Raw genomic sequence first — 26,554 nt, forward strand, 5'->3', positions numbered from 1 at the left:
CCGGATTACGCTGCGCTAATCCGGGCTACAAAAAACTCCTGATTCCGCCGTGCAAACAAGAGTGATGAGCCCAATTACTCTTCTACTGTAATATCAATTTTTTTCTCAACCGCCATTTCCTTTTTAGGAATTGAAATTTCCAACACGCCTTGTTTGTATTTAGCGCTTATTTTTGCATCATCAGCAGTTTGCGGTAAGCTAAAGCGGCGATAAAAATGACCTTGCGAACGTTCCATACGCGTATAGTTATCTTTGTTTTCTGTTTTCTCAAAGTGACGCTTCCCGCGGAGTGTTAAGATGTTATGCTCTAAAGATATTTGTATGTCTTCTCTATTCACTCCAGGAATGTCTGCAAGTACTAAGAATCGATCTTTTTCTTCTTTAATATCTACAGGAGGCGCCCATGTACTTGTATCAACAATCGAAGAGTCTGATTGGTTTCCTCTGAAAAAATTGTCTAGCAAAGTCCCAATCTCATTGTATACCGGAAAATAATCACGTCTTACTATACTCATAATTTTCTCCTAATCGTTGTTTATATATTTAAGAAATAAAGGCGCTTTATTAAAATTCAAGGGGGTATAAACGTTATTTTTGTCAACTGTGCACTATCACTATTGCCAACGGCCTCAAATTTAATATTAAATGAAGAATCAATGGTTTTAAGGGCTTTATGATGGATAAGCGCGTTCTTTTTAGTATTTTTTTACTTTTAACCACATTAAAGGGCTTAGCAGGCAATCAGTCCGTTTGTCAAAATCCACAGATTAAAATTTCCGGTCCTCGTGAGGTTGTTTATTCTTATAAAAAAGATCATTGCAGCGAGATGGATATTCCTGATACTCCTGCTATGGCCTTCAAAGATGCCGAGGGGATGGTGCATTTATTTAATGGATTTTCCGGCAGTTACATGAGTGTCGGTAAAACTCTAAATGAGGTTAAACGCGATTGCAGTCAACCTTTTACCAATGAAGTAAAACCTATTGCTGGGAATACACCGGATTCCTTTGATAATTGGAAATGGTTCCGTAGCCCCTGGACTTACGATGGCAAGACTATTTATAGCTTGATCCATAACGAGTTTCATGGCTGGGAACAACCTCAGCAATATTGCCCCTCTGGTAAAGAAAATCCCTGCTTATATCCTAACGTCACTGTTGGTAAATCAACGGATAGCGGAAAAACCTTTCATACCGAGAGAGTCAATGGCCAGGTTAGACTAGGGCTGGTATCGCCTTATCCCTACGTGCTTAATGCAAAAAAACAAGGTGGCATTCGCGCATCAACCAATATTATTTCAGCGAATACAAATGGCAAAACCTATTATTATCTTTTAGCGAGCAACCGTGGTGCTCCCGGCCAGGCTCAAAAAGGAGGAACCTGCCTCTATCGAAGCGATGATGTCAGTAAACCAGGTCGTTGGCGCGCCTGGAACGGTAAGGACTTTTCAGTTGTTGTGAATGCAACACCTTACCGCGATAAAACGATTGATCCAACGCAACACCTCTGTACTCCAGTATTTTCTGCACCACCAAGTTCTTGGACCTACAACACCCTACTCAAGCAATATGTCGCAACCGTTGGAATCAGAGAAGGGGGTTCTCTCTTCTTTGGCTACGTCACTAGCCCTGATATGATTAATTGGTCACAGCCGCAGAAAATCATGAAAACTACGTTTACGGAATTCCATGCATCTCATAGAGGTTCAGGAGTCGTTGGACAAACCTATCCCAGTATTCTTGATCCCCAAAGCCCGGGGCTCAATTTTGAATACTCAGGTCAAACACCTTATCTCTATTTCACTCGCTTTAATCCCAAAGTAAAAGGAGGTACCTGGCATAATCGCGATTTAATGCGTGTACCACTTCAGGTTTCTTGTGGCTAATTTATGACGGAAAAGTTAACATCAACAAAGGGACAATTTCTAATTAAAAATGGAGAATTACGATGCAGTATCTGCTAAGAATTTTAATATTAGGTTTTACTTGTGTTTCCACGAGTTTTGCAAATTCATCTGCCACAGAAGTACCTATTTTAGGTAAAACAATAACTCAAACAAAACAACAACAGATGACCCCGAAGCAAGCCTTGCAACGCTTGAAAGTGGGAAATCAACGCTTTTTAACCAACACCCAAATACAAAGAGATTATTTAAAACAGGCACATCAATCCTCTTTTGGTCAATATCCATTTGCAGTAGTCCTCAATTGTATGGATTCACGCAGTGTTCCTGAATTATTTTTTGATCAAGGTTTAGCTGATTTATTTACCTTACGTGTGGCCGGAAATGTACTCAATGATGATATTTTGGGAAGCATGGAGTTTGCAACTAAAGTAGTTGGCTCTCGTCTTATTGTAGTCTTGGCACATACCTCATGCGGCGCAGTAGCTGGTGCATGTAGTGGGGTTCAACTGGGACATCTCACCGATGTTTTAGACAAAATCAAACCCGTTGTTCAAGAAAGTATGCAAGAACAAAAAACAAAAAATTGTGCTGAACCCCAATTAATTGATGCGATTGCTAAAGCGAATGCCTTGAGGGTTGTCAGAGAAATACAGGAAAGAAGTCCAATACTCAAAGACTTAATTAGTAAAAAACAAATAGGAATTGTTGCGGGATTACATGACATAAAAACAGGGAAAGTGCAGTTCTTTGAAGAAGAGCGTTCTCTTCCCAATTAAAATGAATTGTAGCTTTGTAGCCTGGGTGCAGCGAAGCGGAACCCGGGATTGAGAAAGTTCATTCATGCTCATAAAACCCGGGTTCCGCTTCGCTGCACCCAGGCTACAAAAAATCAAGCCAATCAGGACGTTTTCTTTTTTAATGTGTCCATTAAAATATTTTCTAATTGTTCTTGATTTACTGAAGTGCATACCCGTACTGTATTACCCTTCTCATCTTCTACCGTAGTCCCCGACCGTTCTTCCGGACTTAATACTACCCTTAATTTTCTATTACTGGATTTAACAATTGAATCATCATAGGCGATTACTGCAGAGAGTACGTCCCAAAAATACCATTTATGTTCAAATATTTCCGCCTCATTATGATGAAAAAGCTCATAGAAAAATTGATTGGCGAGATTCGTTTGATTTAGTTTCAGTTTCTGATAGAAAGCTTTTGTTACAGGAACCTGATTGGTCACATCCAAGCCTACCATAGTGATAGGGATTCCAGAACGAAATACTTTGTCGGCAGCATAAGGATCAATATAAATATTCCATTCTGCAGTGGTATTTTTAATTGAACGATCCACATCCACCAAATTCCCTGGACTATCCACTGCTCCCCCCATAATATAAATCATTTTAATTTTATTTTTTATTTCTGGCATTTGGGTCACAAGCTCACCCAGATTGGTTAACGGACCAATCGCTAAAATCTCGACTGGCTCTTTTGCGTTTTTTAAAGTGGATTGCAACAATTGAATTGCAGTTTGTGAAGGCATCACTTTGACTTTAGGTAATAAATCTGCAGCACCCACTAGATTATCAGCGAGTTTACGTAACCAGTCAGGGAATTGATGTGTTCCGGCCATAGGGGTTTCACGGCCACAGCTTAGTGGAATTTTATCATGATGCATTAAGGCTAATAATCCAGCAACATTCCTTAATCCAGTGGAACAATGAGCCTCTCCGGTGCCTACCACTGTAATCGCTTTAACATCAATATCTTTTTGTGCTAACAAATAGAGAATTGCCAATTCATCATCCACCCCCACATCTGTATCAATAATAAAAGGCCTCGCAGCATTCGCTAGAGACAACAACAAAAATAAACTTAAAAAGACAAAAGCTTTTACTACAAAATTCACGATAAAACCTCCGTTTCTGCATAGAGTTTTTTAATGGTTAATGCGGCTATAAAACATAGAATTGCACTCAACATTAGATAAAAACTGGGGGCAAGATTGTTGTTTAACTTTTCAATTAAATAAGTAGCAATAAATGGGGTTAAACCTCCGAAAAATGCGAATGCAAGATTATAAGAAATAGCGATCCCGGTGTAACGAATAGATACCGGGAAGAGCTCAACCAGTAAACTGGGATAAACCATAATAGAACTACTCAAAACACCAAAAATAGCTAAAGCAGCAGTTAGTGATAAAGTGGTTTGCTTGGATAAAAGAATAAATAAGCAATGACTTAATAAAATAAAACCAGCCACTCCAATTAAAAGAACCAGCTTACGCCCCACTCGATCAGCACACCAGCAAAAAAATATAAGTAATAAAGAAAAAAAACCCAAATTAATGGTATTAAATAAGGTCGCTTGTTGTTTTGGATAAGCAAGGATCGTTGAAAGATAGGTGGGCATATATAAGAATAATAAATTAATCATTACAGAACCAAGACACGTTATACCAATACCTTGTAAAATCTTTCGCCAGTATAAGGTAATTGCTTCAACAAAAGGCATTCGCGTATTTTCCGCTGAATTTTTAAATGCAAGAAACAAAGGACTTTCAGCCAACCGTTTGCGAATGTAGAAACTGAATATCCCAAGCAATCCACCAAATATAAATGGAATGCGCCAACCGAAGCGTAACAATTGAGCGTTTGAAAGTTGATTCGTGAGAATTAAACTAATCAAAGCCCCCAGAAAAATACCTAAATTAAGAAAAGAAAAGATAACACCACAAGCAAGTGCTCGCGAACGAGGATTCACATGTTCACAAGTAAAAGTTAATGCTCCGGGAATCTCACCACCGATTGATAATCCTTGCAATAAGCGCAAAAAAATCAAAAGGATACTCGAAAAAATCCCTATGTGTTGATAAGTAGGTAAAAATCCAATAAGAACCGTGGGAACGGCCATTAGGATAACTGAAAAAATAAACGTTTTTTTACGACCGTATTTGTCTCCAAAATGACTAAAGGCGATTCCACCTAGGGGACGGATTAAATAACCAATCGCAAAAACGGCATATACACTCATCAGTGAAGCTAATTTGTCAGTTTCCGGGAAAAAAATCTGGCTGATTATTGGTGCAAAAATAACGTAAATGACAAAATCATAAAACTCCAACGCACCACCCAAAGAAGCAAGAAAAATAATTTTTCGTTCGCTAGAACTTAATTTCAGCTCATGCACGTGCAAATCCTTTTTATAGCAAAGCTGTAAAATAGCATAACTTTTCATTGCGCTCATGAATTTTTTAAAAACAATATGCTGCACTTACAGTAAATATTTCAAGAAATAGTTCTTTTTCCTGAATTTTAGTATTATCAATGGATGTGATACATTGTTCTTCACCAACAGATGAAAAACCATTCCATTTCTCAGCAAATTATTCAGCGTGTTGAGGCGGTTATTACGCAGGCTCATATTGATGCTTATAAACAAGATGGAGCCGTTTGTATTCGCCAAACTCTAAGCTTTGAAGAAATAGAATTACTTCGTGAAGGCATTGAACTTAACCTGAAATCGCCCAGTCATAGGGTTAAAATTGCGAGTAAAAGTGATGATCCAGGGGAATTTATTGAGGATTTCTGTACTTGGCAAGCAAACCCTCATTATAAGCAATTTATTTTTGAGTCACCGGTTAGTCTGATTGCAGGCAGGCTCATGGAGAGTAAAAAAACTCGACTCTATCATGATCATCTCTTAGTCAAAGAACCAGGTACTCGACAACGAACACCCTGGCACCAAGATCAGCCTTATTACAATATTGAAGGAAGGCAAAATTGCAGTTTATGGATACCTGTTGATCCAGTACCACGCGTATCCACTTTAGAGTTCATTGCTGGTTCTCATTTGGGGCCATGGCTCATGCCTCGTTCTTTTATGGATCATCAAGCAAAATGGTTTCCTGAAGGAAGCCTCGCGGATCTCCCCAATATCGATGCAAAGCGCGAAGACTACCCCATTATAGGTTGGGCAATAAATCCTGGTGATGTGGTTTGCTTTCATATGCTTACACTTCATTCTGCAAATGGAGTGAATTATAATCAACGACGAAGAGTATTCTCTGTGCGTTTTCTTGGTGACGACATAACTCATGCACCAAGAAAATGGGTTACATCACCTGACTTTCCAGGTTTAATCGAACAGCTTCCAGCAGGTGCACCAATGGATCACGCTTTATTTCCTTTAATTTGGGAATGCTGAAGTGAGATTAGGGAAAAACCATTAACTGTAGCTGTTCAGGTAATGGCGTCAACTTAAGCATTCTAACCTCTTGTAGCCCCGTAGCCTGGGTGCAGCGAAGCGGAACCCAGGGAAGCTTGCGCCAACAAAACCCGGGTTCCGCTTCGCTGCACCTAGGCTACAGGGCTACGATTTCTTAAGTTGACGCTATTATGCGAACGTTTACCATTAACTTGGCATATGAATTACATAAGTAACTACACCCCAAATCACTAAATCTTGTCCATCCGTAATATCAATCGGTTTATACTTCGGATTTTCAGGAAGAAGCTGCACGCGATCGCCTATTTTAGATAAGCGTTTCACTGTCAATTCACCGTTGAGCGCTGCGATCACAATTTTCCCATGCTGTGCTTCGAGACTCTTGTCAACAATCAAGAGATCACCAGTATGAATTCCCGCATCAATCATCGAATCTCCGGTCGCGGTAAGAATGAATGTCGCAGCAGGATGTTTTATTAATTGCTGATTTAAATCCAAATAGTGTTCAATATAATCATCACCTGGAGAAGGAAATCCTGCTTGAACTCTGCTGGAGTAAAGAGGCAATTTATATGTTTTAGGCCCCTTTTCCAATAAGGCATGAATTTCCGAAAGACGAGAAATAGGAATCCGTATTGCTTTAGTTGGTTCTAATCCATATTTTCCCCCACCTGGAGGCCTTCCCGCTCCTTCTCGTTTCCCTCCACGTTGACTCATAATGCCTCTCATTTGATTTTTGAAACAAAAATCAATGATAAAAACATATTAATTCATTGTAAATAGGGTACTGTGTTTCGTTGCTCAAAAATTAGGCCATTTTGGCTCAATCTAGCGAATTGTAATCTGACTCAAACAAAAAATTCTGTTTTTTTTCTTAAAAATAAGCAATACTTCTTTCTGAATGAATCGTGGTAAAACCTATGGTTAAAATAAGGCCTTTCCTTAAATGGGCAGGCAGTAAATACAACTGCCTGGAAAAAATTATTCCCTTTCTCCCCCCGGGTAAACGTTTAATTGAACCCTTCGCAGGCTCGGGCGTTGTTTTTATGAATACGAATTATTCGTCCCATCTGTTAGCAGAAAGTAATCAAGATTTAATTTATCTTTTTACTACATTGCAACAACAAGGGGATGCATTTATTAAGTTCTGCCAAACCTATTTTAGTCCCGAATTCAACCAGAGAGAAAAATATTATCAAATAAGATCTGATTTTAACGACTCGTCTCATTCACCACAAAAATCCGCTTTTTTTCTTTACCTAAACCGTCATGGTTACAATGGATTATGCCGATATAATTCTAAAGGGTTTTATAATGTTCCATTTGGACTTTACAGCAAACCTTATTTTCCACATAAAGAAATGCATCTTTTCCATCAGAAAAGTCAACGAGCTGAATTCATCCATAATGACTTTAGAAAAACATTTGAATATGCGGAACGAGGAGATGTAATTTATTGCGACCCACCTTATGTACTTCTTTCAGAGAAATCACACCATTTACCTTACACCAAAAAACTGTTTACAACAGAAGATCAAATAGAGCTAACCGAGTTGGCCCAAGAGACAGCAGCAAAAGGTATTCCAGTTATTCTGTCCAATCACGACACCGAATTTACTCGATACCACTATAGAAAAGCAGAAATCAAGAGCTTCCCGGTATCACGTTTTATTAATTGCCAAGGATCACTACGCCGACCGGTGAACGAGTTAATTGCAATATTTAGCTAAATAAATCTATGTAGCCTGGGTGCAGCGAAGCGGAACCCGGGTTTCGCTTCGCTGCACCCAGGCTACAATTGGAATGAATTCAGTCCATTCTAATGAATTGGATGATCTTTATGATCTTTTATAAAAAAAGCAAGAATAGTAACAAGCAATAATGAAAGAGGTAATATAGATAAAGCAACCTGGTAGTCCACTACTGTGTAGATATGCTCTCCCTCCACAATACCACTGTCACCAAAAGTATCCAGTAATTTACCGACTAGTGGTTGGAAGATTACCCCACCAAGAGTTACTATCATATTTGTTGCTGCAAATACCGTACCTGATAATTGAGCGCCACTACATTCTTTGGCCATGATAAATACAATAATTTCTGTGGCACTAAATACACCATATAGAAACAATAAAACATTCAAGCTAAAGTAGGATAAACCAGGCCAATATAATACAATGCTAATACAAATTAAGGCCAAAATGGCACCTAAAACCAAAGGCAACAAACGTCTTCCTGTATGATCCGATAAATAACCGGCTATAGGAGCACCAACTGCCCAACCTAGAAAAACTGCAGAAACCGTTTTAGCAGCTTCAACCTTAGTCAAACCGTGCGCTTGTTCTAAATAAGTTTTTCCCCACAGTTCACCAAATACAGACAAAGAAGTATACAAACAAGCACCGACAAAACCGATAACCCAAACCTCAGGAGCCATTAATACTTTAAGAACATTTTGAAAGAATTCTGGCAAAGGATGTCGATTAGGGTGATGTCCCTCAGGCCCATCACGAACCACAAGAAACATTAATACACTCAATCCAGCACCTACTATTGCGATCAGGAATAGTACCTGTTCCCACCCCATGCTCTGAGACCATTCAGTAATCTTCACTTCACCATAAACAAGGCCTAACATTCCTAAGGTAGTCATCAGGCCTGCGACTAAAGAAAAATAACGTCTGGGCAACCAATGTAACGCAAGTGATAAGACCCCCACAAAAGCAAAGGAAGAGCCAAAGCCCACTAGAAAACGTCCGGCCCCTACCAAAAACATGGACGAGGTCAGTGAAAACATCCAGGAACCAACAGTACAACAGACACAGGCAAAAGTTAAAAGCCGTCTGGGGCCAAATCGGTCCATGAGCATGCCTACAGGCATTTGCATAGGAGAGTATGCAAAATAATATAAGGCAGATATCTGACCAAAAGTAGTTGCAGAAATATGCCCCAAAGCAATACTGAGCTCAGTCTGTAAAACGCCAGGAATAATGCGTAAGATAAACTCATAGCAATAAAAAACAGCCCCAACAAAGCAGATAAAAATGCCATAGAGCATTTGTTTTCTTGAAACGATATCATTTAGGCGCATGAGCGTGTGTTTCCCTTAAAAAGAAAGTTAATAAAGCTGCAATCAACATACTGAGAGGTATAAAAGCAAGCGCAATACGGTAGTCAGCCACGTTGTATAACTTATTAACATTTTCCACAACTAATGCTGAAGATAACGAAGCACCACTACGTAAGGAATAGCTGAAATCCAATAAATGTCCTACTAAAGGTTGCAATAACATACCACCGAGCATAACAATCATATTAGTAAATGCCATCGCTGTACCCGCTGCTTCCCCGGGGCTCAACTCTCTTCCGACTGCAAATACGATTGCTTGTGCACTATAAAATAACCCTAAGAAAAACATGAGTATCTGAACGTTAGTTTCTGTCAAACCAGGAAAGTATAGAATAACCAACATAAGCACGGTCGCAACACTAGCACCTAAAAACATCGGCAGCTTTCTGCGCGCTATTCTGTCAGAAAAGTACCCCATCAGTGGAGCACCTACAGTAAAACCTAAGAAAAGCAATGAGTTTGCTAAACCAGCACCATGTGCAGACAACCCATGTGCATGTTTTAGATAGGGAATACCCCATAACTCAGCAAACACAGTTGTAGGTAGATAAACCATGCAACCGTACAGTCCATTAATCCATATTTGCCTGTTACTGATTATTATATTTAAGTCAACTAGACCTCTTTTAAAATTAGAAACTGTACCACTTTGTCTGTATCGACCTTTTTTATCGTGAATTCCTAACCATAAGACAAAAGTTAATACAATCCCAAAAAATGCGGTCATGTTTAAGGTTCTAATCCACCCGAATTGAATAACAAATATTTCTAAAAAATTATCACCCAACATGGCCCCTACTGTTCCTAATGCCGAAGTGATACCAGAAACCATCGCAAGCTTATTCTCAGGCAACCAGATGGTCGCGAGCTTTAATACTCCAACAAAAGCAAACGCAGAACCTAATCCAACTAGAAATCGTCCTGAAGCGGCTACCCAAAAAGAGGTTGTCCCTGTGAATAAAAAAGTTCCAATAACGCAGATTAAACAAGCAAAAGTTAACAATCTTCTAGGACCATATCGGTCCATCATAATCCCTACAGGTAATTGCATAGGGACATACGCATAATAATATATGGATGAAATGTGCCCAAATCCCGTGGCTGACAAATTAAAATGCTCGCGTAGCGCGCCCTCCATCGCACTAGGCGCAATTCGAAGCAAATATTCGTAACTATAAAACAAGGCCCCAAGACCACAAATAAGCCATCCAATTAATGCGTAATTTCTACGGTTTTCAGAAAGCAAGGCAATCTCCTTAATATTCGTAAAGCAAGAGTATGCACTGTCTTAAATTCAACAGTTAAAACTCTTATCTTTATAATTCACCTATTGTTATCCTGAATGTAACCAGGCACACCTCATCCGGGTATTTACTACACTTTGATGAGATACCTTATTGCATACAGAATGCTACTTTTATTCTAAATTACTACTCATTTGATTCGCGCCACTTGCTATTGCAGCTTGAGCTACAGCAGCGGGAACTCGTTCTCTTAAACGAGGATCTATAGGCTTGGGAATAATGTAGTTAGGGCCAAACTCCCAATGCGTAACACCTGGGTAATTATCCTTTACTACCTGGGGAACGGGCTCATGCACCAGTTGACGAATTGCTTCAACTGCCGCAATCTGCATCGATTGATTAATACACTTAGCACGAACATCCAACGCGCCACGAAAAATATATGGAAAACACAACACATTATTAACCTGGTTAGGATAATCGCTACGTCCAGTAGCAATGACTAAATCATCACGTACTTGAAAAGCCAATTCAGGTCTAATTTCTGGATCAGGGTTCGATAAAGCAAAAATAACAGGTTTAGGTGCCATTAATTTCAATAAATCAGCATCTAACAAATCTGGCTTGGCAACGCCAATAAATACATCAGCATCAACCAGCGCATCAGCTAAAGTCCGGCATTCGGTAGTCCGGGCAAAAGCAAATTTATAAGCATTTAGATCGGCACGTCCTGAATGAATGACACCCTTAGTATCCAAAAGCAACATATTTTCTTTATGCGCACCTAAAGCAACAAGCAACCGCATAGAAGCAATTCCCGCCGCACCTGCGCCAATACACACAATTTTTGCTTCCGATAGTTTTTTTTGTTGTAACTCAAGCGCATTAAGCAACGCCGCTGCAACAACAATGGCTGTGCCGTGTTGGTCATCATGAAATACTGGAATATTCAATTGCTCAATCAAGGCTTGCTCAATTTCAAAACATTCAGGGGCCTTAAGATCTTCTAGATTGATCCCACCAAAAGTAGGAGCAATACGTTTTGCTGTAGCAATAAAAGCTTGTGAATCATGAGCATCTATTTCTATATCAAATACATCAATACCAGCAAAACGTTTAAATAAAACTGCTTTACCTTCCATAACTGGCTTACTGGCGAGAGGCCCAAGATCTCCCAAACCTAATACCGCAGTGCCATTGGTCATTACTGCGACTAAATTTCCTTTATTCGTATAGCGATAAGCATCTTCGGGGTTTTCTGCTATCGCAATCACTGGAGCTGCTACACCAGGTGTATAAGCGAGAGACAAATCACTCTGAGAGTCAGTTGATTTTGTAATATGGACACCAAGTTTTCCAGGAACTGGAAACTCGTGGTAATCTAATGCGCACTGCTTTAAAACTTCGTTATCCAAAATACTCACTCTCTTACATGTAAAAACAAAACTTAAGTAAGGTCTAAAATCCTACCAACCATTATCAATTCACTGCTCATCCTAAGTGTCATAGACACACAAACATCTGACTATGAAACTCTTAAAGTAATTAAGAGAAACAGCCATAAAATGATGAGGATTGAGACTAAAATCGAACGACAAGAAACCTACAACCACCGCAAATTAGCACTGCAGGAACAATCTGTCAATAAGCTATACTTCGAGTGAAGTATATATAAATAAGGCGCAAAATGCGCGCCTTATTTCTTTTCTTCTTTCGCTTGCGTAGAACGCTGGCTATAACGATCACGGAACTTCTGCACACGTCCACCAGTATCTACCAATTTTTGCTTACCAGTATAAAAAGGATGACATTGTGAACATACTTCAATGTTCAAGTCTTTACATAAAGTTGAACGAGTTTCGAATTGCTCGCCACAACTGCATGTAACCTTAACTGTTTTATATTCTGGATGAATTGATGCTTTCATAACACTACTCTCTATAATAATGAGTATCGCCACCTGAGCTCACCGTCAGGCACCATACTCCACACAAATGACGCAAGACAATAGCAGAAAAATCCTTGTAAAGCAATTTTTATAAATGGGGATAAAACTTAAGTTATACTTGCTTCCCACTAGCCAAAAAGGAATACTGTTTATTATTAATATAGTTTATAGACTATAATTTGTATATATTTCGTTCATATGGCAATTATTATGGCTGTTACATACAAGCCTTTTGACGAATTGGATCATGAAATTCAACTACAACTCGGTAAGAGATATAGAGAAAGTCAAATAGACTTTGATAATTCTTCCATAGTTCAAAGCGCCACAAGAGTCCTTAAGAGTCTAAAGATTCATAATTTTACGTCAATCATGGTAGGCCCAGATAGGGCTGGCCAAAGTTTAATTTGGCGAATCAATTAAAAGAAAAGAAGATCGAGTTGATAAAAGATTATTTAAAAGACAATCTAAATATGGGAGAGCCCCCGATTCGATTAGTTCATATAACAGCGTATTGACTCAACTCGATAGCCACCCCTTTCATGAGATAAAACCGAGCAAAGCAGAAGGCTTACAACAAACTATTACTATAACTGTAGAAAAAGAAATCTCAGAGCCCGCCTTGGAGACTGACAAACCAGAGGAAGTACATTCACAAATTCCTCATACTGGATAGCATGAATTGCTCTAGTCATGGCTTCTTGTCGCATTTGAATGCAATATTTTCATCAATTTGTAACAAATTTGAAACGATTGGTCTACTCTTATAAAAACATGTTAATTTAATAGGAGTTAAAATGAAAAAACTGGAATTATATAAGCTTGAAACACCAAATGACCTCGATATAAAAGATCGTCGTCGAATTGCTGAGGCTGTTAATCCACTCCTAGCTGACACGTTTGCTTTGTTCGTTAAAACCAAGAATTTCCATTGGCATATGACGGGACCACATTACCGTGATTATCATCTTTTGCTAGATGAACAAAGTGAACAAATTTTTGCGATGACTGACGTTTTAGCAGAGCGTGTACGCAAATTAGGAGAAAGAACCATCCATTCTATTGGACAGATCAAACAATTGCAGACGCTTCGAGATACTAATGAAACCCTTTCTGCAGATGATATGCTACAAACTCTACTGGAAGATAATAAACATTTTTTAAAAAATTTGCGAAAAGTTCATGAGGTGTGCAGCAAAAGAAATGATTTTGCCACAACAAGTATCCTGGAAGTTTATATTGATGAAACAGAACGACGCGTTTGGTTTTTATTTGAAACATTGCAAAATAAGTGATGAAAATAGACTAGCAACAACGAAACCCTATCTTGTAGCCTGGGTGAAGCGAAGCCGTAACCCGGGTTTAGGAGAGCGATTATTTTTCATACCCGGGTTACGGCTTCGCTTCACCCAGGCTACATCTAACTGACATTAAAATCCAATTCAACCCAAACAGGTGCATGATCAGACGGTCTTTCCGCTTTACGCGGCTCTTTATCAATAACTGATTTTCTGCATAATGCATTGAGCGGTTCACTCAACAAAATATGATCAATACGCAAACCCCGGTTACGCCTAAAAGCACCCGCCCGATAATCCCACCAACTGAATGTTTGCTCATCCTGTGGAAAACTTCTAAAACTGTCATGCAACCCAAGTTGTAATAATTGAGTAAACGCTTCCCGTTCAGCAGGACTTACTAATACAGAACCTATCCATTCAGCAGGATCATGAACATCGCGGTCTTCAGGAGCGATATTAAAATCACCGACTACGGCTACATTAGGGAAAACACTCATTTGCTGTTGAATAAATGCAGTAACCTTTTGCAACCAATTCAGCTTATATTGATATTTATCCGAAGTTAACTCCGAACCATTGGGAACGTATAAATTGATGAGACGAATACCCGAAACAGTAACAACTAAAATACGTCGTTGAGGATCTTCAAAATCAGGGATATCGGTTAGAACATCAGAAAAAGGATGTCGACTGATTATGGCAACACCGTTGTACGTTTTCTGTCCTGAAAACGCGATATGATAGCCTCTCTCAGTAAATGCTGTTACAGGAAAATTTTCGTCAAGCAACTTAGTTTCTTGCATAGCAAGAACATCTACACCAGTAGAATCAAGCCATTGCACGACTTGATCCAGTCTTATCTTCAATGAGTTCACATTCCAGCTTGCTAATTTAAGCACACCAATCTCCCTTATATTCAATTAACAAAGGAGCATGATCAGACAAACGTGCTTCTCGAAAAATGCGACTATCGACTACATCCTCCATAAGACCGGGAGTAATGACTTGATAATCAATTCTCCATCCTACATTTTTTTCCCAGGCACGCCCACGAAAAGACCACCAGGTATATTGTTCTTCTTCTTGATTATGCACACGAAATGCATCAACAAAACCCAGAGTCCCAAACAATTCATCCATCCAAGCTCGTTCTTCAGGTAAAAACCCTGAGTTTTTTTGATTGCCGCGCCAATTTTTCAAATCAATTTTTTTATGGGCAATATTATAATCGCCACACACAATCAACTCTCGTCCTTCATTTTTTAATCGTACTAAATGCTCAGCAAATTGTTCAAGAAAACCATACTTCACCATCTGGCGTTCATCGCCACTGGTGCCTGAAGGTAAATAAAGCGAGACAATACTGAATTTGGGATAATCAAATTGAATGTAGCGTCCTTCATTATCGCAATAGTCAAAGCCCATGCCTTTAACGATACGATTCGGTTTATGGCGTGCATAAATTGCCACCCCGCTATATCCTTTCTTTTGAGCGGAATAATAATCACAAAAATAATCACGTGGATAATACAATTCCTCAGGAATTAATTGCTCGGGTTGGGCTTTCGTTTCTTGAATACAAACAAAATCAGCGTCTTGCATTAAAAGCCACTCATAAAATCCATTACGTGCTGCTGAACGGATGCCATTGGCATTAAAACTTATTACTTTCATTTCTATTCACTTAATATTTATTATAGCCTGGGTAAAGCATAGCGAAACCCGGGATATCATGGTCAAATAGTTCGAGCCATTTCACCTAAATTAGGCCTAAATCTTTTTTTCATTTAATTTAAGAGCAGCTCGAGCCAAACGTTCACCAAGGTGCTTGGCTAAATTAATTTCATCCTGGCTCAGAGGTCGATCATTTGCTACACCAGAAACATGAGTCACTCCATAGGGTGTTCCACCGCTCATCGTATCATTTAAAGACGGCTCAGAATAAGGTACCCCTAATAAGACCATACCATGATGAAGCAAAGGCAACATCATACTTAACAACGTGGTTTCCTGACCACCGTGCATACTGGCAGAAGAAGAAAAAACACAAGCAGGTTTATCCACTAAATCGCCTGCCAACCATAAAGATGAGGTACTATCCAGAAAATATTTCAAAGGAGAGGCCATATTTCCAAAACGAGTGGGACTTCCTAAAGCAAGTCCATGGCAATAACGTAAATCATCTAAGGTTACATAGGGTGCACCGCTATCGGGAATCGCCTTATCTACTGCTTCGCACGTAGGAGATACAGGTGGTACCGTTCTTAATCGTGCCTCAATACCTGCAACACCTTCTACACCACGTGCAATGTATTGTGCTAATTGCGCTACAGAACCGGTACGCGAATAATATAAAACCAAAATATAAGGATCAGACATCAAAACAGCTCCATTATCTTAAACTTAGAAAAACAGTTGAGTTATACCTGCTGTGCAAGCCAATAGTATGAACTTACTCGCATAAACTCAACTGCTTCTTTTAGGTTAAAATTTAAAATCATACTTTAGTTGTTCTTCTAACTTCATTTCAATAAATTTAATTCGCTTAGACAAAGATCCTCCATTTTCAGGTTTTAATATTTTCAAATCGAGGATAATTTCATCAGTGGACTCATAATAATCATTAACTGACATATTTGCGATAATTTTACTTACTGCACTGACATGATGTCTATTCCAATGTCCTGACATGACACGCCCAATAAATGAACCAAAAAAACAACTTTCTTTGGTGTAGTCTATAAGTAGTGCTTTAATTCTTCTGTAATTAGACTCACCACTGACTTTATTCCAGACCTTGGTATAAGAATCAGGAAAATCTATAGTTAATTTCGAACGATTAAAAAAAGAGTATGCTTTTACTCCAACACACGAAAAAAGAGAATGAGACTCAGAATTTACTGAAGAAACACCAGAGCCCTCTTCTATTAGATCAAAATCGTCACTTAGTGTAGCAACAGAACGCGAATCATATGACATTTTTTTTCTCCTCCGTGAGAACAGCTGTTTTTTATAGAACTTGCTGCCTTAAATAATCCCTAGTCCTCCAAAATGTAAATAAGCAAGGCGAATTGTCGCAATAATTTTCCTTAATTTATTTGACAATGTTTATCATAACCAACAAATAAAAGCATACCTTAATTTTTAGAATAAAGGCGATCCTTTTGAATAATTACTTATTATTAATGGGATTGAAATTGTAGAGCGAGAGACTTTGTAGCCTGGGTGTAGCGCAGCGGAACCCGGGATTTTCTGCACAATTTCCCGGGTTACGGCGTACACGCCTTCACCCAGGCTACTTTAGATTAAAGAATATAACGCGCCAAATCCTCATCCGCCACAATCTGTCCGAGGTTTTTTTCCACATATGCTTTGTCAACATGGACTGATTCGCCTGATTTATCTGTAGCTTCAAACGAAATAACTTCCAATAATCGCTCCATCACAGTATAAAGCCTACGCGCGCCAATATTTTCGGTACGCTCGTTGACTTGCCATGCTACTTCAGCAATACGTCTAATTCCTGTTTCATCAAAAGTCAGCGTTAATCCTTCAGTAGCCATCAAAGCACTGTATTGCAACGTCAATGAAGCAGTAGGCTCAGTAAGAATACGTACAAAGTCTTCTACAGAAAGAGCAGATAACTCAACGCGAATAGGTAATCGACCTTGCAGTTCAGCAATCAAATCAGATGGCTTGGCCACATGGAACGCTCCCGATGCAATAAATAAAATATGATCGGAACGAATCATACCGTATTTGGTAGTCACTGTGGTTCCCTCAACCAAAGGCAATAAATCGCGTTGTACCCCTTCACGGGAAACATCACCGCCGCCCCCATTTTCAGCACGTCGTGCTACTTTATCCAACTCATCAATAAAGACAATACCATTTTGTTCTACATTTTCTATAGCACGAATCTTAATATCATCTTCATTAATTAACTTGACTGCTTCCTCTTCACGTAAAATTTGCATTGCCTTACCAATAGTCATCTTACGTGTTTTAGTTCTATGAGTGCCCACTTGTTGAAACATCGATTGCAATTGGCTTGTCATTTCTTCCATACCTGGAGGAGCCATTATTTCGATGCCTATTGGCGTTGCTGAAATTTCTATTTCAATTTCATTATCATCGAGAATCCCCTCACGCAATTGCTTACGAAAGACTTGTCTGGCTGTGCTATCTTTTTCACTCGGAGTTAAGCTACCACGAGCAGGTGGAAGCAATACATCAAGAACTCGCTCTTCAGCTGCATCTTCAGCCAAATGTTCCACCTTCTTCATAGCAAATTCACGTTCTTGCTTTACCGCAATATCTGCTAAATCACGGAGAATGGTATCTACATCACGACCAACATAGCCCACTTCGGTAAATTTTGTTGCTTCTACTTTGATGAACGGAGCACGAGCCAACTTTGCCAAACGTCGAGCAATTTCGGTTTTACCCACGCCAGTTGGTCCAATCATGAGAATATTTTTTGGCATGATTTCATTGCGCAAAGCAGTGTCTTTAATGTTCATGCGCCGCCAGCGATTTCGTAATGCAATTGCTACAGCTCTTTTTGCATCATCCTGACCAATAATATATTTATCTAATTCCTGGACAATTTCACGAGGGGTCATTACCTCTCGGATACTCTCATGAAGAGTCATCATTTTACTGTTTTTCGTTGCCATTATTTAATTCTTCTATAGTTAAATTGTTATTGGTATAAATACAGATATCTCCAGCAATAGTTAATGCTTTGCGCACTATTTCCACAGCGGATAATTTTGTATTTTCCATCAATGCTCGTGCTGCTGCTTGCGCAAAAGGTCCTCCCGAACCAATCGCAATTAAGCTATGCTCAGGCTCGATCACATCGCCATTACCTGTAATAATTAAGGAAGACTTTTTATCTGCTACAGCAAGAACCGCCTCGAGACGGCGCAACATTTTGTCCGTTCTCCAATCTTTAGCAAGCTCAACCGCAGCGCGGACTAGATGACCTTGATGCATTTCCAGCTTACCCTCAAAACGTTCAAAAAGAGTAAACGCATCCGCAGTACCGCCAGCAAAACCAGCAATAATTTGATCTTTGTAGAGTCGTCGCACCTTGCGTGCATTACCTTTCATCACGGTATTACCTAACGTTACCTGACCATCGCCGCCGATAACGACCTGATTTCCGCGTCTTACTGAAAGTATGGTTGTCCCACGAAATTGTTCCAAAATTAAATCCTCAAATCAAACCGGAATAACATACATGGGGATAATAAACAAAAAAACAAGGGGGCTTAAAATGAATAAATTCTAACTGCAGGCTACAATGATTTATATGACCACGAAAATAGACCGTAGCCTGGGTGCAGCGAAGCGGAACCCGGAGTCAAGAAGCACAATTTTTTATCTGAAACCCGGGTTACGGCTACGCCTTCACCCAGGCTACGATGATTTATATGACCCCGAAAACAGTTACAATAAATTTGCAGCTGCCAGGAATCAAATCAAAAAAGACACGCCATGGGGCAAGTTTCCTAACCCTAAGTGTTGGGCAATGCTTTGACCTACATCAGCAAAGGTATCTCTACGTCCAATAAAACGGCCCTTAAGGCTTGGTCCATAGACTAAAACTGGAATATGTTCCCTTGTATGGTCTGAACCAGGAAAAGTAGGATCACATCCATGATCTGCAGCAATAACAATGAGGTCATCAGGCTTTAATAATGCATCAAGCTCTGGTAGACGCGCATCAAACTCCTCAAGAGCGTGTGCATAACCCACTACATCACGTCGATGACCAAATGAAGAATCAAAATCTACAAAATTAGTAAAAACCAAACTCCCTTCGGGAGCTGTTTTCATTGCGGTTAAAGTGGCATCAAATAAAGCCATATTGCCATCGGCCTTAATGGTTTGCGTTATACCCTGGTGCGCATAAATATCAGCAATTTTTCCCAGAGCGATAACTTCACGGCCCGCTTTCTTTAAATAATCGAGTAATGTTTTTGCTGGGGGTAGCGTAGCATAATCCTTACGATTTGCAGTTCGTTTGAACGCTCCTGGTTGGCCTATAAATGGACGAGCAATCACACGGCCAATCTGATATTCATCGACTAAAGCGCGAGCAACTTCACAGATATCATACAAACGCTGTAAACCAAAGCTTTCTTCATGAGCGGCAATTTGAAATACACTGTCCGCAGAAGTATAAACTATTGGTTTACCACTTCGCATATGTTCTTCGCCTAACTCCATGAGGATTGTAGTTCCTGATGCATGCTTCTCACCAAGGACTCCAGGTATACCAGTTCGTTGAATCAAAGTATCAATTAATTTTTTGGGGAAACAAAAAGGTTGTTCTGGAAAATAACCCCACTCAAACGTCACTGGAACTCCAGCTAATTCCCAATGTCCGCTCGGGGTATCTTTGCCTAAGCTCTGTTCTACTGCGTAGCCATAATAACCAATCGGCTCGGGAAAAGTGGATAACTCAACAAAGCGCAACCCGCTACTGGCTAAGGCAGCATGATGAAGCCCTAATTTGGCCAGATTTGGCAAAGTTAATGGGCCTTGGCGTAACCCTACTTTGTCGCACTCTCCACGCTCACATGCTTGATGGATATGAACAAAAGTATTGGCACCTGCATCACCATAGCGAGATGCATCCAAACTGGCGCCTATGCCAAAAGAATCCATGAGTAGGATACAAACTCTCATCTTAATCCTTAATATGTTGGCAGTGTGTTTCTTTTAAACCTAAAAGCATGAGAAAAGCAATTAATAAGCCTACAGGTAAAATAATTGCAGCATATTGATATGCATTAAGTAGATAAACGGGGGTTCCATTAACCATATGCATACCGCCATGATTCGTCAATAAATAACTAAACAAATTTTGATACACAATGTAACCACCCTGAGTCAATATCGAAATAACGCTGACAGCAGTTGCGGTCATTGCAGGTGAACTACTCTCAGCGACCAGAGCATAACTAATCACTTGCGCTGAAGTAAACAAACCAAGTAAGAAAAATAAAAATGCCATCGTGCTATAAGAAACAGGCAGGTAAAGCACTGCGAGCACAGTCAATAAGGAAGCAATCACACCCATTTTCATAGGCATAATCCGTAAACCTATCTTATCAGATATCCAACCCACCAGCGGCGAACCAATGATCGCGCCTAAAAATAACATGCCATTTACCATAGATGCTTGCGCAGAGTTAATGTCTAATCGTTGTACCAGATATAAAGTACCCATCATTGCACCAAATACAGCAATGGCCATGTTCATTAAACTGGCATAAAAAGCTGCCCGTATGTATTGAGTATTCAAATAGGCTTTTTTAGCAGCTGAGAGGACATTAATTGGTTTAGCAACTTGTTTGATTGTGTTCTTCGGTCTTTCCTTTATCCAAAAAAACATCACAACCAACATAGCAAAACCAAGAATTCCAACATTTTGTACTGCCTGGCGCCATCCAACCAAAATAACTAATTTGGTCAAAGGATATTGGGCCAACATACCGCCTGCCATTGCCATAGTCACTATAGCACCGGTTACCAAAGCCATCCGCTTTGGAGGAAACCAATGAGATGCCAAACGCACTGGCCCCAAGAAACAGAATGCACTTCCAATACCGGTGATAAATCGACAAAATAGAGCCATATAAAAAGAATGAGAGTGAGCCAAAAGAAAAGTACTGGCTACGCACAAAAACATAGCAAATAATAATGTATTTTTAATCGAAAACCGGTCAAGAACCATTCCAGCAACAAAAAGAAACAACACATTTGAAAGATAATAAATGCTTGATAACCAAGCCATCTTATCCGCTTGGATCTGATAGTCCTGCATGATATGTGCCGCGATGGACGCAAACATATTCCCCTGTATAAACTCATAAAAGAAGAATAAGGTTGCAGCAAAACACACAATCCAGGGTAATAATGATGATTTAATATCATTATATCCTTGAAACTCATCCACCACTTGCATTTTTACTCCTCAGCTTATCGCTTGCAATATGTTTCACGGGTTATTAACACGGCGATTAAAGCCACAATCGTAGTTATTGGAAATATCCACATAGCGTATTGAAAATCAGCCACAGAATAAGTTGTCACCGCTGCACCAGCATGATGCGCGATTAACCAACCAAAAAGTACTTGTCCTACACCGCCGCCACCCATAATAATCACTGAAGCAATCCCTGTTGCAGCGCCTGTATTTTCAGTGGAATTACTTTCAGCTACTAAAGGATAAGAAATTACTTGTGTGCTTGTAAAAAATCCTAACGCAAAAAAGATAATACTAAGCGTCGTTTGCGATAAAGTAACATCCAGGAATAAAGGAATGACTGTGATAAGCGTCGCAATAGCTCCCACTATCATTAAAGGTTTACGACGGCCCTGGGAATCAGACAACCATCCTGCCAACGGGCAACCAATGACACTCCCCATAAAAATCAGACTCACAACATTACTGGCTGCCATTTCAGGTAATTGATGCACCACTTGCAAATAGCTAGCACCCCATAAAGCACATAAAACCATAATGGGTAAATTAAGAAAAGAAGTATAAAATCCTGCTAGCCAATTTTGAGAATTGGATAATGCCTTAACAAATCCAGAAATGACTTGTCCCTGATGCGTATTAATCTTCATCGGTGAGTCTTCAGGTTTATCGCTTACCATCCAGTAAATCCAAAGTAGCAATACAGCACCAACTGCACCATCAATTAATAAAGCCTTACGCCATCCAAATAATTCATAAAGATAAGCAAAAGGAGTATGAGCCATCATTCCACCAACAAAAGCCATAGTAACCAAAGAGCCTATGACAAGCGCTTGTCTCCTTGGTGGAAACCAATGCGATACCAATACAACACAGGATAAAAAGCAAAATGCATTACCTATTCCAGAGAGAAAATGACAAAACGAAGCCAAAATGAATGAATGAGTTAATGCGAATCCGACAGTACCCAGGACACAAATAAACATAGCGCTTAAAATAACGGTACGCGTAGAAAAACGATCCAGGATGATCCCTGCAGGGAGAAGAAATAGGATATCCGCCCATAAATAAGCGCTGGACATCCAGCTTAATTGAGTTGCATCAATATTAAAGTCATCTCGTAAGGGCTGATTGATTACATCAAAAATATTGAGCTGAAAAAATTCATACAAGAAAAATAGGCCAGCTGACAGGCACACAATCCAGGCCATTAAGTCGCCACGGGGCACAAAAGTGCTCGAATTCACTGTAATGGATTGCGACACAGTTACTCCTTATGACCTAAAAATTGCGCCCGATTATATCAAAACTATAAATGAATTGGTATCTTTCTTGAACAAACTTTGAGCTTGCGAGCTCAACAAAGCAAAACCCTTTGGTCACTACATTTGGAATTTCCCTTCTCCCCGAGGGGAGAAGGTGCTCGTAGGGCGGATGAGGTATTGATTGTGGCTAATGAACCCCCACCCCTACCCCTCTCCGACACGTGGGAGAGAGGATTTCGTTTTAAGTACTTATCCATGCTCCGCGTTCGCACAAGCTTCTTTTGTCGAAACCGGAATACGCATCAATAATAAGGCCTTATCTCCTGCATAAACACGTTGAACTAAAATCATCTTGGAAAATAAATCAGGAGAAATCTCTTGGGTCTCGAGTGGCTCGATTGCCAAATAATTTTCTCGATCATTACTCAATAAGCTGCAAAGTCTTTTATTACTCAAAGCAAATTTCGCTCTGCCACCAGAGTAAAATTGTGCTGAGAAGTCTGCTTTGTAATCCCAATAAATAAGATAGCTTCCTGCAACTGGATTTTGTTTTAACCAGGCAGCAACTACAAATTTTTGTGTTTTGGAAACGGCTTGCGGTATTGCATTAAATGCAAGGGTTGCCACCAAGAAAATTACCCCGATAACAACAGAAAGTCTAATAAAAAGCTGCTGGGCTTTTGCTACAACACCAACTCGATCCCAATACTCTACAAAGAACAATGAAAAAGCAGGAATACTAGGAAAAACGTAGGTGTAAATGATATTACTAGAAAACGTAAAAAAGAATAAAGGAACTACAGTACAAAGAAAGAAATAACTTAGCCATCCATCTTTATCTATAAATACCTTACGCACATTATGTCGGTACTTAATAAACCAAGCGGCACCTAAAAGACACCAGGGGAAAATACCACTTGCCGCATAAATCCAAATCATACCCCAAGGTTGCTTATGTGCATAACCATATTTATCACCGCTCCATCCTGGTTTTAAAAATCGGTTGAAATTCTCACCCACAATAAAATAATTTAAAAACCCAGGTGTACGTATCTCCGCCCAAATATACCAGGGAAGTGCAATAGCAAACATCAATAAGATACCCTTTATCCAAGGTAATCTTTGCCACAAATTACGCCATTCATTGCGTAATAAAACCCAAAAAAAGATAGGCAATCCTGACAAGACTACAGCAACTGGACCTTTCGCCAGCAATCCTAACCCCAAGCCTATAAAAAAAACATAAGACCAAAGCGCACTGCTATCAACCACTGCGCGCCAAAATGCGACCAGGATTAAAGTAATGCAAAAGACTAAAGAAGGATCGGTCATCACAGTTCCTGCATCAAGGAAAAAATCTAATGTTCCAGCAAGAACTAAAGTGGTGATCATTGCGATAAAAGATCCACTATGTCTTTTAGCTATATCCCAAACAAGCCATAGCGTTGCCAAAGATAAGAGTAACCCAGGTAAGCGAACAGCAAATTCATTCACCCCAAAAAGTTGCATTGAAAAAGCAGAAAGCCAGGTAGACAAAGGCGGTTTCGCCCAAAAAGGTACCCCATAATCATGTAATGGAGTGACCCAATTTCCTGTTTCCAACATCTTGCGAGCAATCTCCGCGTAACGCGACTCGGAAACATCATTCAAGGGAATAAAACACATCGAAATTATTCGACAGACAAGCAGAAAGATTAATGCAAATACTGCATTATTATAAAATTGTTGTTGCAACTGTTTATCATTTTCGATATTCAAAACAGACCTCGTTAAAAAACTTTCTATCCCAGACAAGCAATATGTATTAAATAGATACAAACCTAGGTTTGTACAGTTTTATCAAGGCTACATTAATTAAGCACTCAATAAAAATGACAGAAATATTACCCGTTATTTAAATTAATACAATTTTTTTATGTTTTTTGATAAAAAATAGCTCAACGTTGAGGACAAATAAAGCAATTAACTTAATGAATTTTCATGGATTTTCATATAAAGAATAAATTGTATAATGAAAATACATGACGAGCGGTTTAGTTTAGTTTACACTGAGACCTTGTAAGAAGAACTTACATAATTATCCACTGGACATTTGGAGACTAACATGACGTTTGTATTAAAGGACCTAAGTGCAATAAGAAAGTATTTTGACGATACCGTTGAGATCTTATTAACACGTGAAAGTAAGGGAAAAATCGAAGACCTTACTAATGCCAATAGAAAATTTGAACTTCAATTTCTCACCTCAATACTTGTTAGACTAGAAGAACAAGCAAAAGAAAAATCTCCTAATCTAGTCTATCTATCAACCGTTTTTTACGGTGCAATGTACACGATAATACAAGATATCGAAAATCATAGAAAATCATGGGAAGCACCCGGATTCGTAAGCGACCGCTTAAAAGAATTAATTGGAATTGGTCCTGATGCCAAAGAAGAAGACAGGCCTGACTTATATCAAGTATCTAAATTCCATACTGCGTTAAATGGATTTATGAATCAGGTTTTTATAGAACATGATTCTCGTAATGGCTTTGCAAAAAACCATATGCTGACTGCTGTTCCTACAGATAACTTAAACGAGTTAATTCAAACCTCTTATAAACTGGAACAGGATGCTCAAAAAGCAATTGTTGCTTCCTTTGCCACTGATGGACAAGGTGCTCCTGTGCTCGCTGAGTACAAGCCAGCCAAAAAATCCCCTGCCTCTGCAACTGGTCGATTTGGTGGTTGGGCTAAACTTAATGCGGATATTGATAAATTAATCAAGGATGAGCTTGCTGATAAAAATACTCACAAGATTGAAAAGTTAAAGTCAAAAGAGCGCATTGCCCAACTCCATGTTCTGAATACTATAAGAGAAACACTCAAAGTATCAGAAATCACTGAAGCCGAAAAAGTTGCTATTCTCGCAGGAACAATGCACCTCATCCGTAAACAAATCCAGGATGAATGTGACGCTTCATATCTTAAGAAAAAGGAAAATTCTGTTATTTTCAAAGGATTAAGTAAGATCCTTGCAGTAGATGAAGTCAAACCACAAGACGTTGAAGCTTTGATTACATCCGCTACCCAATTTATACAATTTATGACAGTTACCCCAAAAATAAATGGTAAAAAAGCAATTCGTAGCGAGCATTTGCTTAAAGCAATTGCTGACTTTGATTTAAAAGCTACTTTTAATTTACTCATTGACATGATCCACGCTTGTCGTGTTGATGCATTAAAAGTGGTCGTTGAAGACTTTAAAAAAGAAACTAAAGGACCTGAAAAAGCTCCTAAAGGTTACATAGGCAGTCTCTCCTCTGCTCTAAACTTCTCTATCTGGAATAAAGCCAAAGAGGATGAGGAAGAAGAAGATGAAGAGCTGGAACATAAGCAGGAACATAAAAAGGGTGTTACTAGTTAAACCAACTCACTTTACCCTTTAAAGTATGTTTTTAACTTGATACTCAAGATAAGGTGACTGAATTATTCTTAATTCATCACCTTATCTTTTAAATATTTTAGTTACCGCTGTACTTCAGATAA

At 39.3% G+C, this 26,554-nt stretch carries 24 protein-coding genes; 6 read left to right on the top strand and 18 right to left on the bottom strand.

The window, feature by feature from the left end; translation table 11 throughout:
* Nucleotides 1-74: 74 nt before the first annotated feature.
* Nucleotides 75-515 carry an Hsp20/alpha crystallin family protein gene (locus tag Lstg_RS06750; protein WP_058476906.1) on the bottom strand — a complete coding sequence of 147 codons (441 nt, stop codon included), beginning with the start codon at nucleotides 513-515 and terminating at the stop codon, nucleotides 75-77.
* A gap of 158 nt (nucleotides 516-673) precedes the next feature.
* Between Lstg_RS06750 and Lstg_RS06755 the strand changes: the two genes are divergently transcribed.
* Together Lstg_RS06755 and Lstg_RS06760 are read left to right on the top strand one after the other, a co-directional pair.
* On the top strand, nucleotides 674-1,885 hold the full coding sequence (locus Lstg_RS06755; RefSeq protein ID WP_133129196.1) for a hypothetical protein: 1,212 nt from the start codon (nucleotides 674-676) through the stop codon (nucleotides 1,883-1,885).
* Nucleotides 1,886-1,947: 62 nt separating this feature from the next.
* Entirely contained in the window at nucleotides 1,948-2,682 is a 735-nt protein-coding gene (locus Lstg_RS06760) for a carbonic anhydrase family protein (protein WP_058476908.1), read from the top strand.
* A 122-nt stretch (nucleotides 2,683-2,804) separates the two neighbouring features.
* Here Lstg_RS06760 and Lstg_RS06765 read toward each other — a convergent pair whose 3' ends face one another.
* Both Lstg_RS06765 and Lstg_RS06770 read right to left on the bottom strand, forming a co-directional pair.
* On the bottom strand, nucleotides 2,805-3,815 hold the full coding sequence (locus tag Lstg_RS06765) for a nucleoside hydrolase (RefSeq protein ID WP_058476909.1): 1,011 nt from the start codon (nucleotides 3,813-3,815) through the stop codon (nucleotides 2,805-2,807).
* Complete coding sequence (locus Lstg_RS06770) at nucleotides 3,812-5,095, bottom strand: MFS transporter (protein WP_238585389.1); 1,284 nt, start codon at nucleotides 5,093-5,095, stop codon at nucleotides 3,812-3,814. Before Lstg_RS06770 ends, Lstg_RS06765 begins: the two co-directional genes overlap by 4 nt.
* A 168-nt stretch (nucleotides 5,096-5,263) precedes the next feature.
* On the opposite strand from Lstg_RS06770, the gene Lstg_RS06775 reads away from it, so the two are divergent.
* Nucleotides 5,264-6,112, top strand: a complete 849-nt coding sequence (locus Lstg_RS06775; RefSeq protein ID WP_058476910.1) for a phytanoyl-CoA dioxygenase family protein — start codon at nucleotides 5,264-5,266, stop codon at nucleotides 6,110-6,112.
* Between the two features lie 207 nt (nucleotides 6,113-6,319).
* On the opposite strand, the gene Lstg_RS06780 is transcribed toward Lstg_RS06775, so the two are convergent.
* The gene (locus Lstg_RS06780; RefSeq protein ID WP_058476911.1) at nucleotides 6,320-6,850 is read right to left on the bottom strand and encodes a LexA family protein; all 531 of its coding nucleotides are present in this window, start codon (nucleotides 6,848-6,850) and stop codon (nucleotides 6,320-6,322) included.
* A gap of 203 nt (nucleotides 6,851-7,053) precedes the next feature.
* Here Lstg_RS06780 and Lstg_RS06785 point away from each other — a divergent pair, with 203 nt between their 5' ends.
* Nucleotides 7,054-7,863: a Dam family site-specific DNA-(adenine-N6)-methyltransferase gene (locus Lstg_RS06785; RefSeq protein WP_058476912.1), complete on the top strand. Its 810-nt coding sequence runs from the start codon at nucleotides 7,054-7,056 to the stop codon at nucleotides 7,861-7,863.
* 89 nt (nucleotides 7,864-7,952) lie between these two features.
* Here Lstg_RS06785 and Lstg_RS06790 read toward each other — a convergent pair whose 3' ends face one another.
* The 4 genes from Lstg_RS06790 to rpmE form a co-directional block, all read right to left on the bottom strand.
* Complete coding sequence (locus Lstg_RS06790) at nucleotides 7,953-9,224, bottom strand: MFS transporter (protein ID WP_058476913.1); 1,272 nt, start codon at nucleotides 9,222-9,224, stop codon at nucleotides 7,953-7,955.
* Complete coding sequence (locus Lstg_RS06795) at nucleotides 9,211-10,509, bottom strand: MFS transporter (protein ID WP_058476914.1); 1,299 nt, start codon at nucleotides 10,507-10,509, stop codon at nucleotides 9,211-9,213. Before Lstg_RS06795 ends, Lstg_RS06790 begins: the two co-directional genes overlap by 14 nt.
* Before the next feature lie 171 nt (nucleotides 10,510-10,680).
* Complete coding sequence (locus Lstg_RS06800; RefSeq protein ID WP_058477047.1) at nucleotides 10,681-11,922, bottom strand: malic enzyme-like NAD(P)-binding protein; 1,242 nt, start codon at nucleotides 11,920-11,922, stop codon at nucleotides 10,681-10,683.
* A gap of 281 nt (nucleotides 11,923-12,203) precedes the next feature.
* Nucleotides 12,204-12,434: a 50S ribosomal protein L31 gene (gene rpmE, locus Lstg_RS06805; protein WP_058476915.1), complete on the bottom strand. Its 231-nt coding sequence runs from the start codon at nucleotides 12,432-12,434 to the stop codon at nucleotides 12,204-12,206.
* 818 nt (nucleotides 12,435-13,252) lie between these two features.
* Here rpmE and Lstg_RS06815 point away from each other — a divergent pair.
* A complete protein-coding gene (locus Lstg_RS06815; RefSeq protein ID WP_058476917.1) occupies nucleotides 13,253-13,750 on the top strand; it encodes a Dps family protein in 498 nt (165 codons plus the stop codon).
* 125 nt (nucleotides 13,751-13,875) lie between these two features.
* Here Lstg_RS06815 and xth read toward each other — a convergent pair whose 3' ends face one another.
* From xth to Lstg_RS06865, 10 genes are all read right to left on the bottom strand, one after another.
* On the bottom strand, nucleotides 13,876-14,655 hold the full coding sequence (gene xth, locus Lstg_RS06820; protein ID WP_058476918.1) for an exodeoxyribonuclease III: 780 nt from the start codon (nucleotides 14,653-14,655) through the stop codon (nucleotides 13,876-13,878).
* Nucleotides 14,648-15,430, bottom strand: coding sequence for an exodeoxyribonuclease III (locus tag Lstg_RS06825; protein WP_058476919.1), 783 nt, complete (start codon nucleotides 15,428-15,430; stop codon nucleotides 14,648-14,650). The genes xth and Lstg_RS06825 overlap by 8 nt, the downstream gene beginning before the upstream one ends.
* Before the next feature lie 96 nt (nucleotides 15,431-15,526).
* Nucleotides 15,527-16,135 carry an NAD(P)H:quinone oxidoreductase gene (gene wrbA, locus Lstg_RS06830; protein WP_058476920.1) on the bottom strand — a complete coding sequence of 203 codons (609 nt, stop codon included), beginning with the start codon at nucleotides 16,133-16,135 and terminating at the stop codon, nucleotides 15,527-15,529.
* 105 nt (nucleotides 16,136-16,240) lie between these two features.
* Nucleotides 16,241-16,735, bottom strand: a complete 495-nt coding sequence (locus tag Lstg_RS06835; protein WP_058476921.1) for a DUF5617 domain-containing protein — start codon at nucleotides 16,733-16,735, stop codon at nucleotides 16,241-16,243.
* Between the two features lie 326 nt (nucleotides 16,736-17,061).
* A complete protein-coding gene (gene hslU, locus Lstg_RS06840; protein ID WP_172462825.1) occupies nucleotides 17,062-18,435 on the bottom strand; it encodes an ATP-dependent protease ATPase subunit HslU in 1,374 nt (457 codons plus the stop codon).
* The gene (gene hslV / locus Lstg_RS06845; RefSeq protein WP_058476922.1) at nucleotides 18,416-18,970 is read right to left on the bottom strand and encodes an ATP-dependent protease subunit HslV; all 555 of its coding nucleotides are present in this window, start codon (nucleotides 18,968-18,970) and stop codon (nucleotides 18,416-18,418) included. The genes hslU and hslV overlap by 20 nt, the downstream gene beginning before the upstream one ends.
* A gap of 270 nt (nucleotides 18,971-19,240) precedes the next feature.
* Nucleotides 19,241-20,464, bottom strand: coding sequence for a phosphopentomutase (locus Lstg_RS06850; protein WP_115324536.1), 1,224 nt, complete (start codon nucleotides 20,462-20,464; stop codon nucleotides 19,241-19,243).
* Nucleotides 20,460-21,740 (bottom strand): MFS transporter, encoded by a 1,281-nt coding sequence (locus Lstg_RS06855; protein ID WP_058476924.1) that lies wholly within the window; start codon nucleotides 21,738-21,740, stop codon nucleotides 20,460-20,462. The genes Lstg_RS06850 and Lstg_RS06855 overlap by 5 nt, the downstream gene beginning before the upstream one ends.
* Before the next feature lie 14 nt (nucleotides 21,741-21,754).
* The gene (locus tag Lstg_RS06860) at nucleotides 21,755-23,023 is read right to left on the bottom strand and encodes an MFS transporter (protein WP_058476925.1); all 1,269 of its coding nucleotides are present in this window, start codon (nucleotides 23,021-23,023) and stop codon (nucleotides 21,755-21,757) included.
* A 249-nt stretch (nucleotides 23,024-23,272) separates the two neighbouring features.
* Nucleotides 23,273-24,781, bottom strand: a complete 1,509-nt coding sequence (locus Lstg_RS06865) for an ArnT family glycosyltransferase (protein WP_058476926.1) — start codon at nucleotides 24,779-24,781, stop codon at nucleotides 23,273-23,275.
* A 346-nt stretch (nucleotides 24,782-25,127) separates the two neighbouring features.
* On the opposite strand from Lstg_RS06865, the gene Lstg_RS06870 reads away from it, so the two are divergent.
* A complete protein-coding gene (locus Lstg_RS06870) occupies nucleotides 25,128-26,432 on the top strand; it encodes a hypothetical protein (protein WP_058476927.1) in 1,305 nt (434 codons plus the stop codon).
* Nucleotides 26,433-26,554: the final 122 nt, after the last annotated feature.

Source organism: Legionella steigerwaltii (assembly GCF_001468065.1).
In the GTDB taxonomy this organism is placed as follows: domain Bacteria; phylum Pseudomonadota; class Gammaproteobacteria; order Legionellales; family Legionellaceae; genus Legionella; species Legionella steigerwaltii.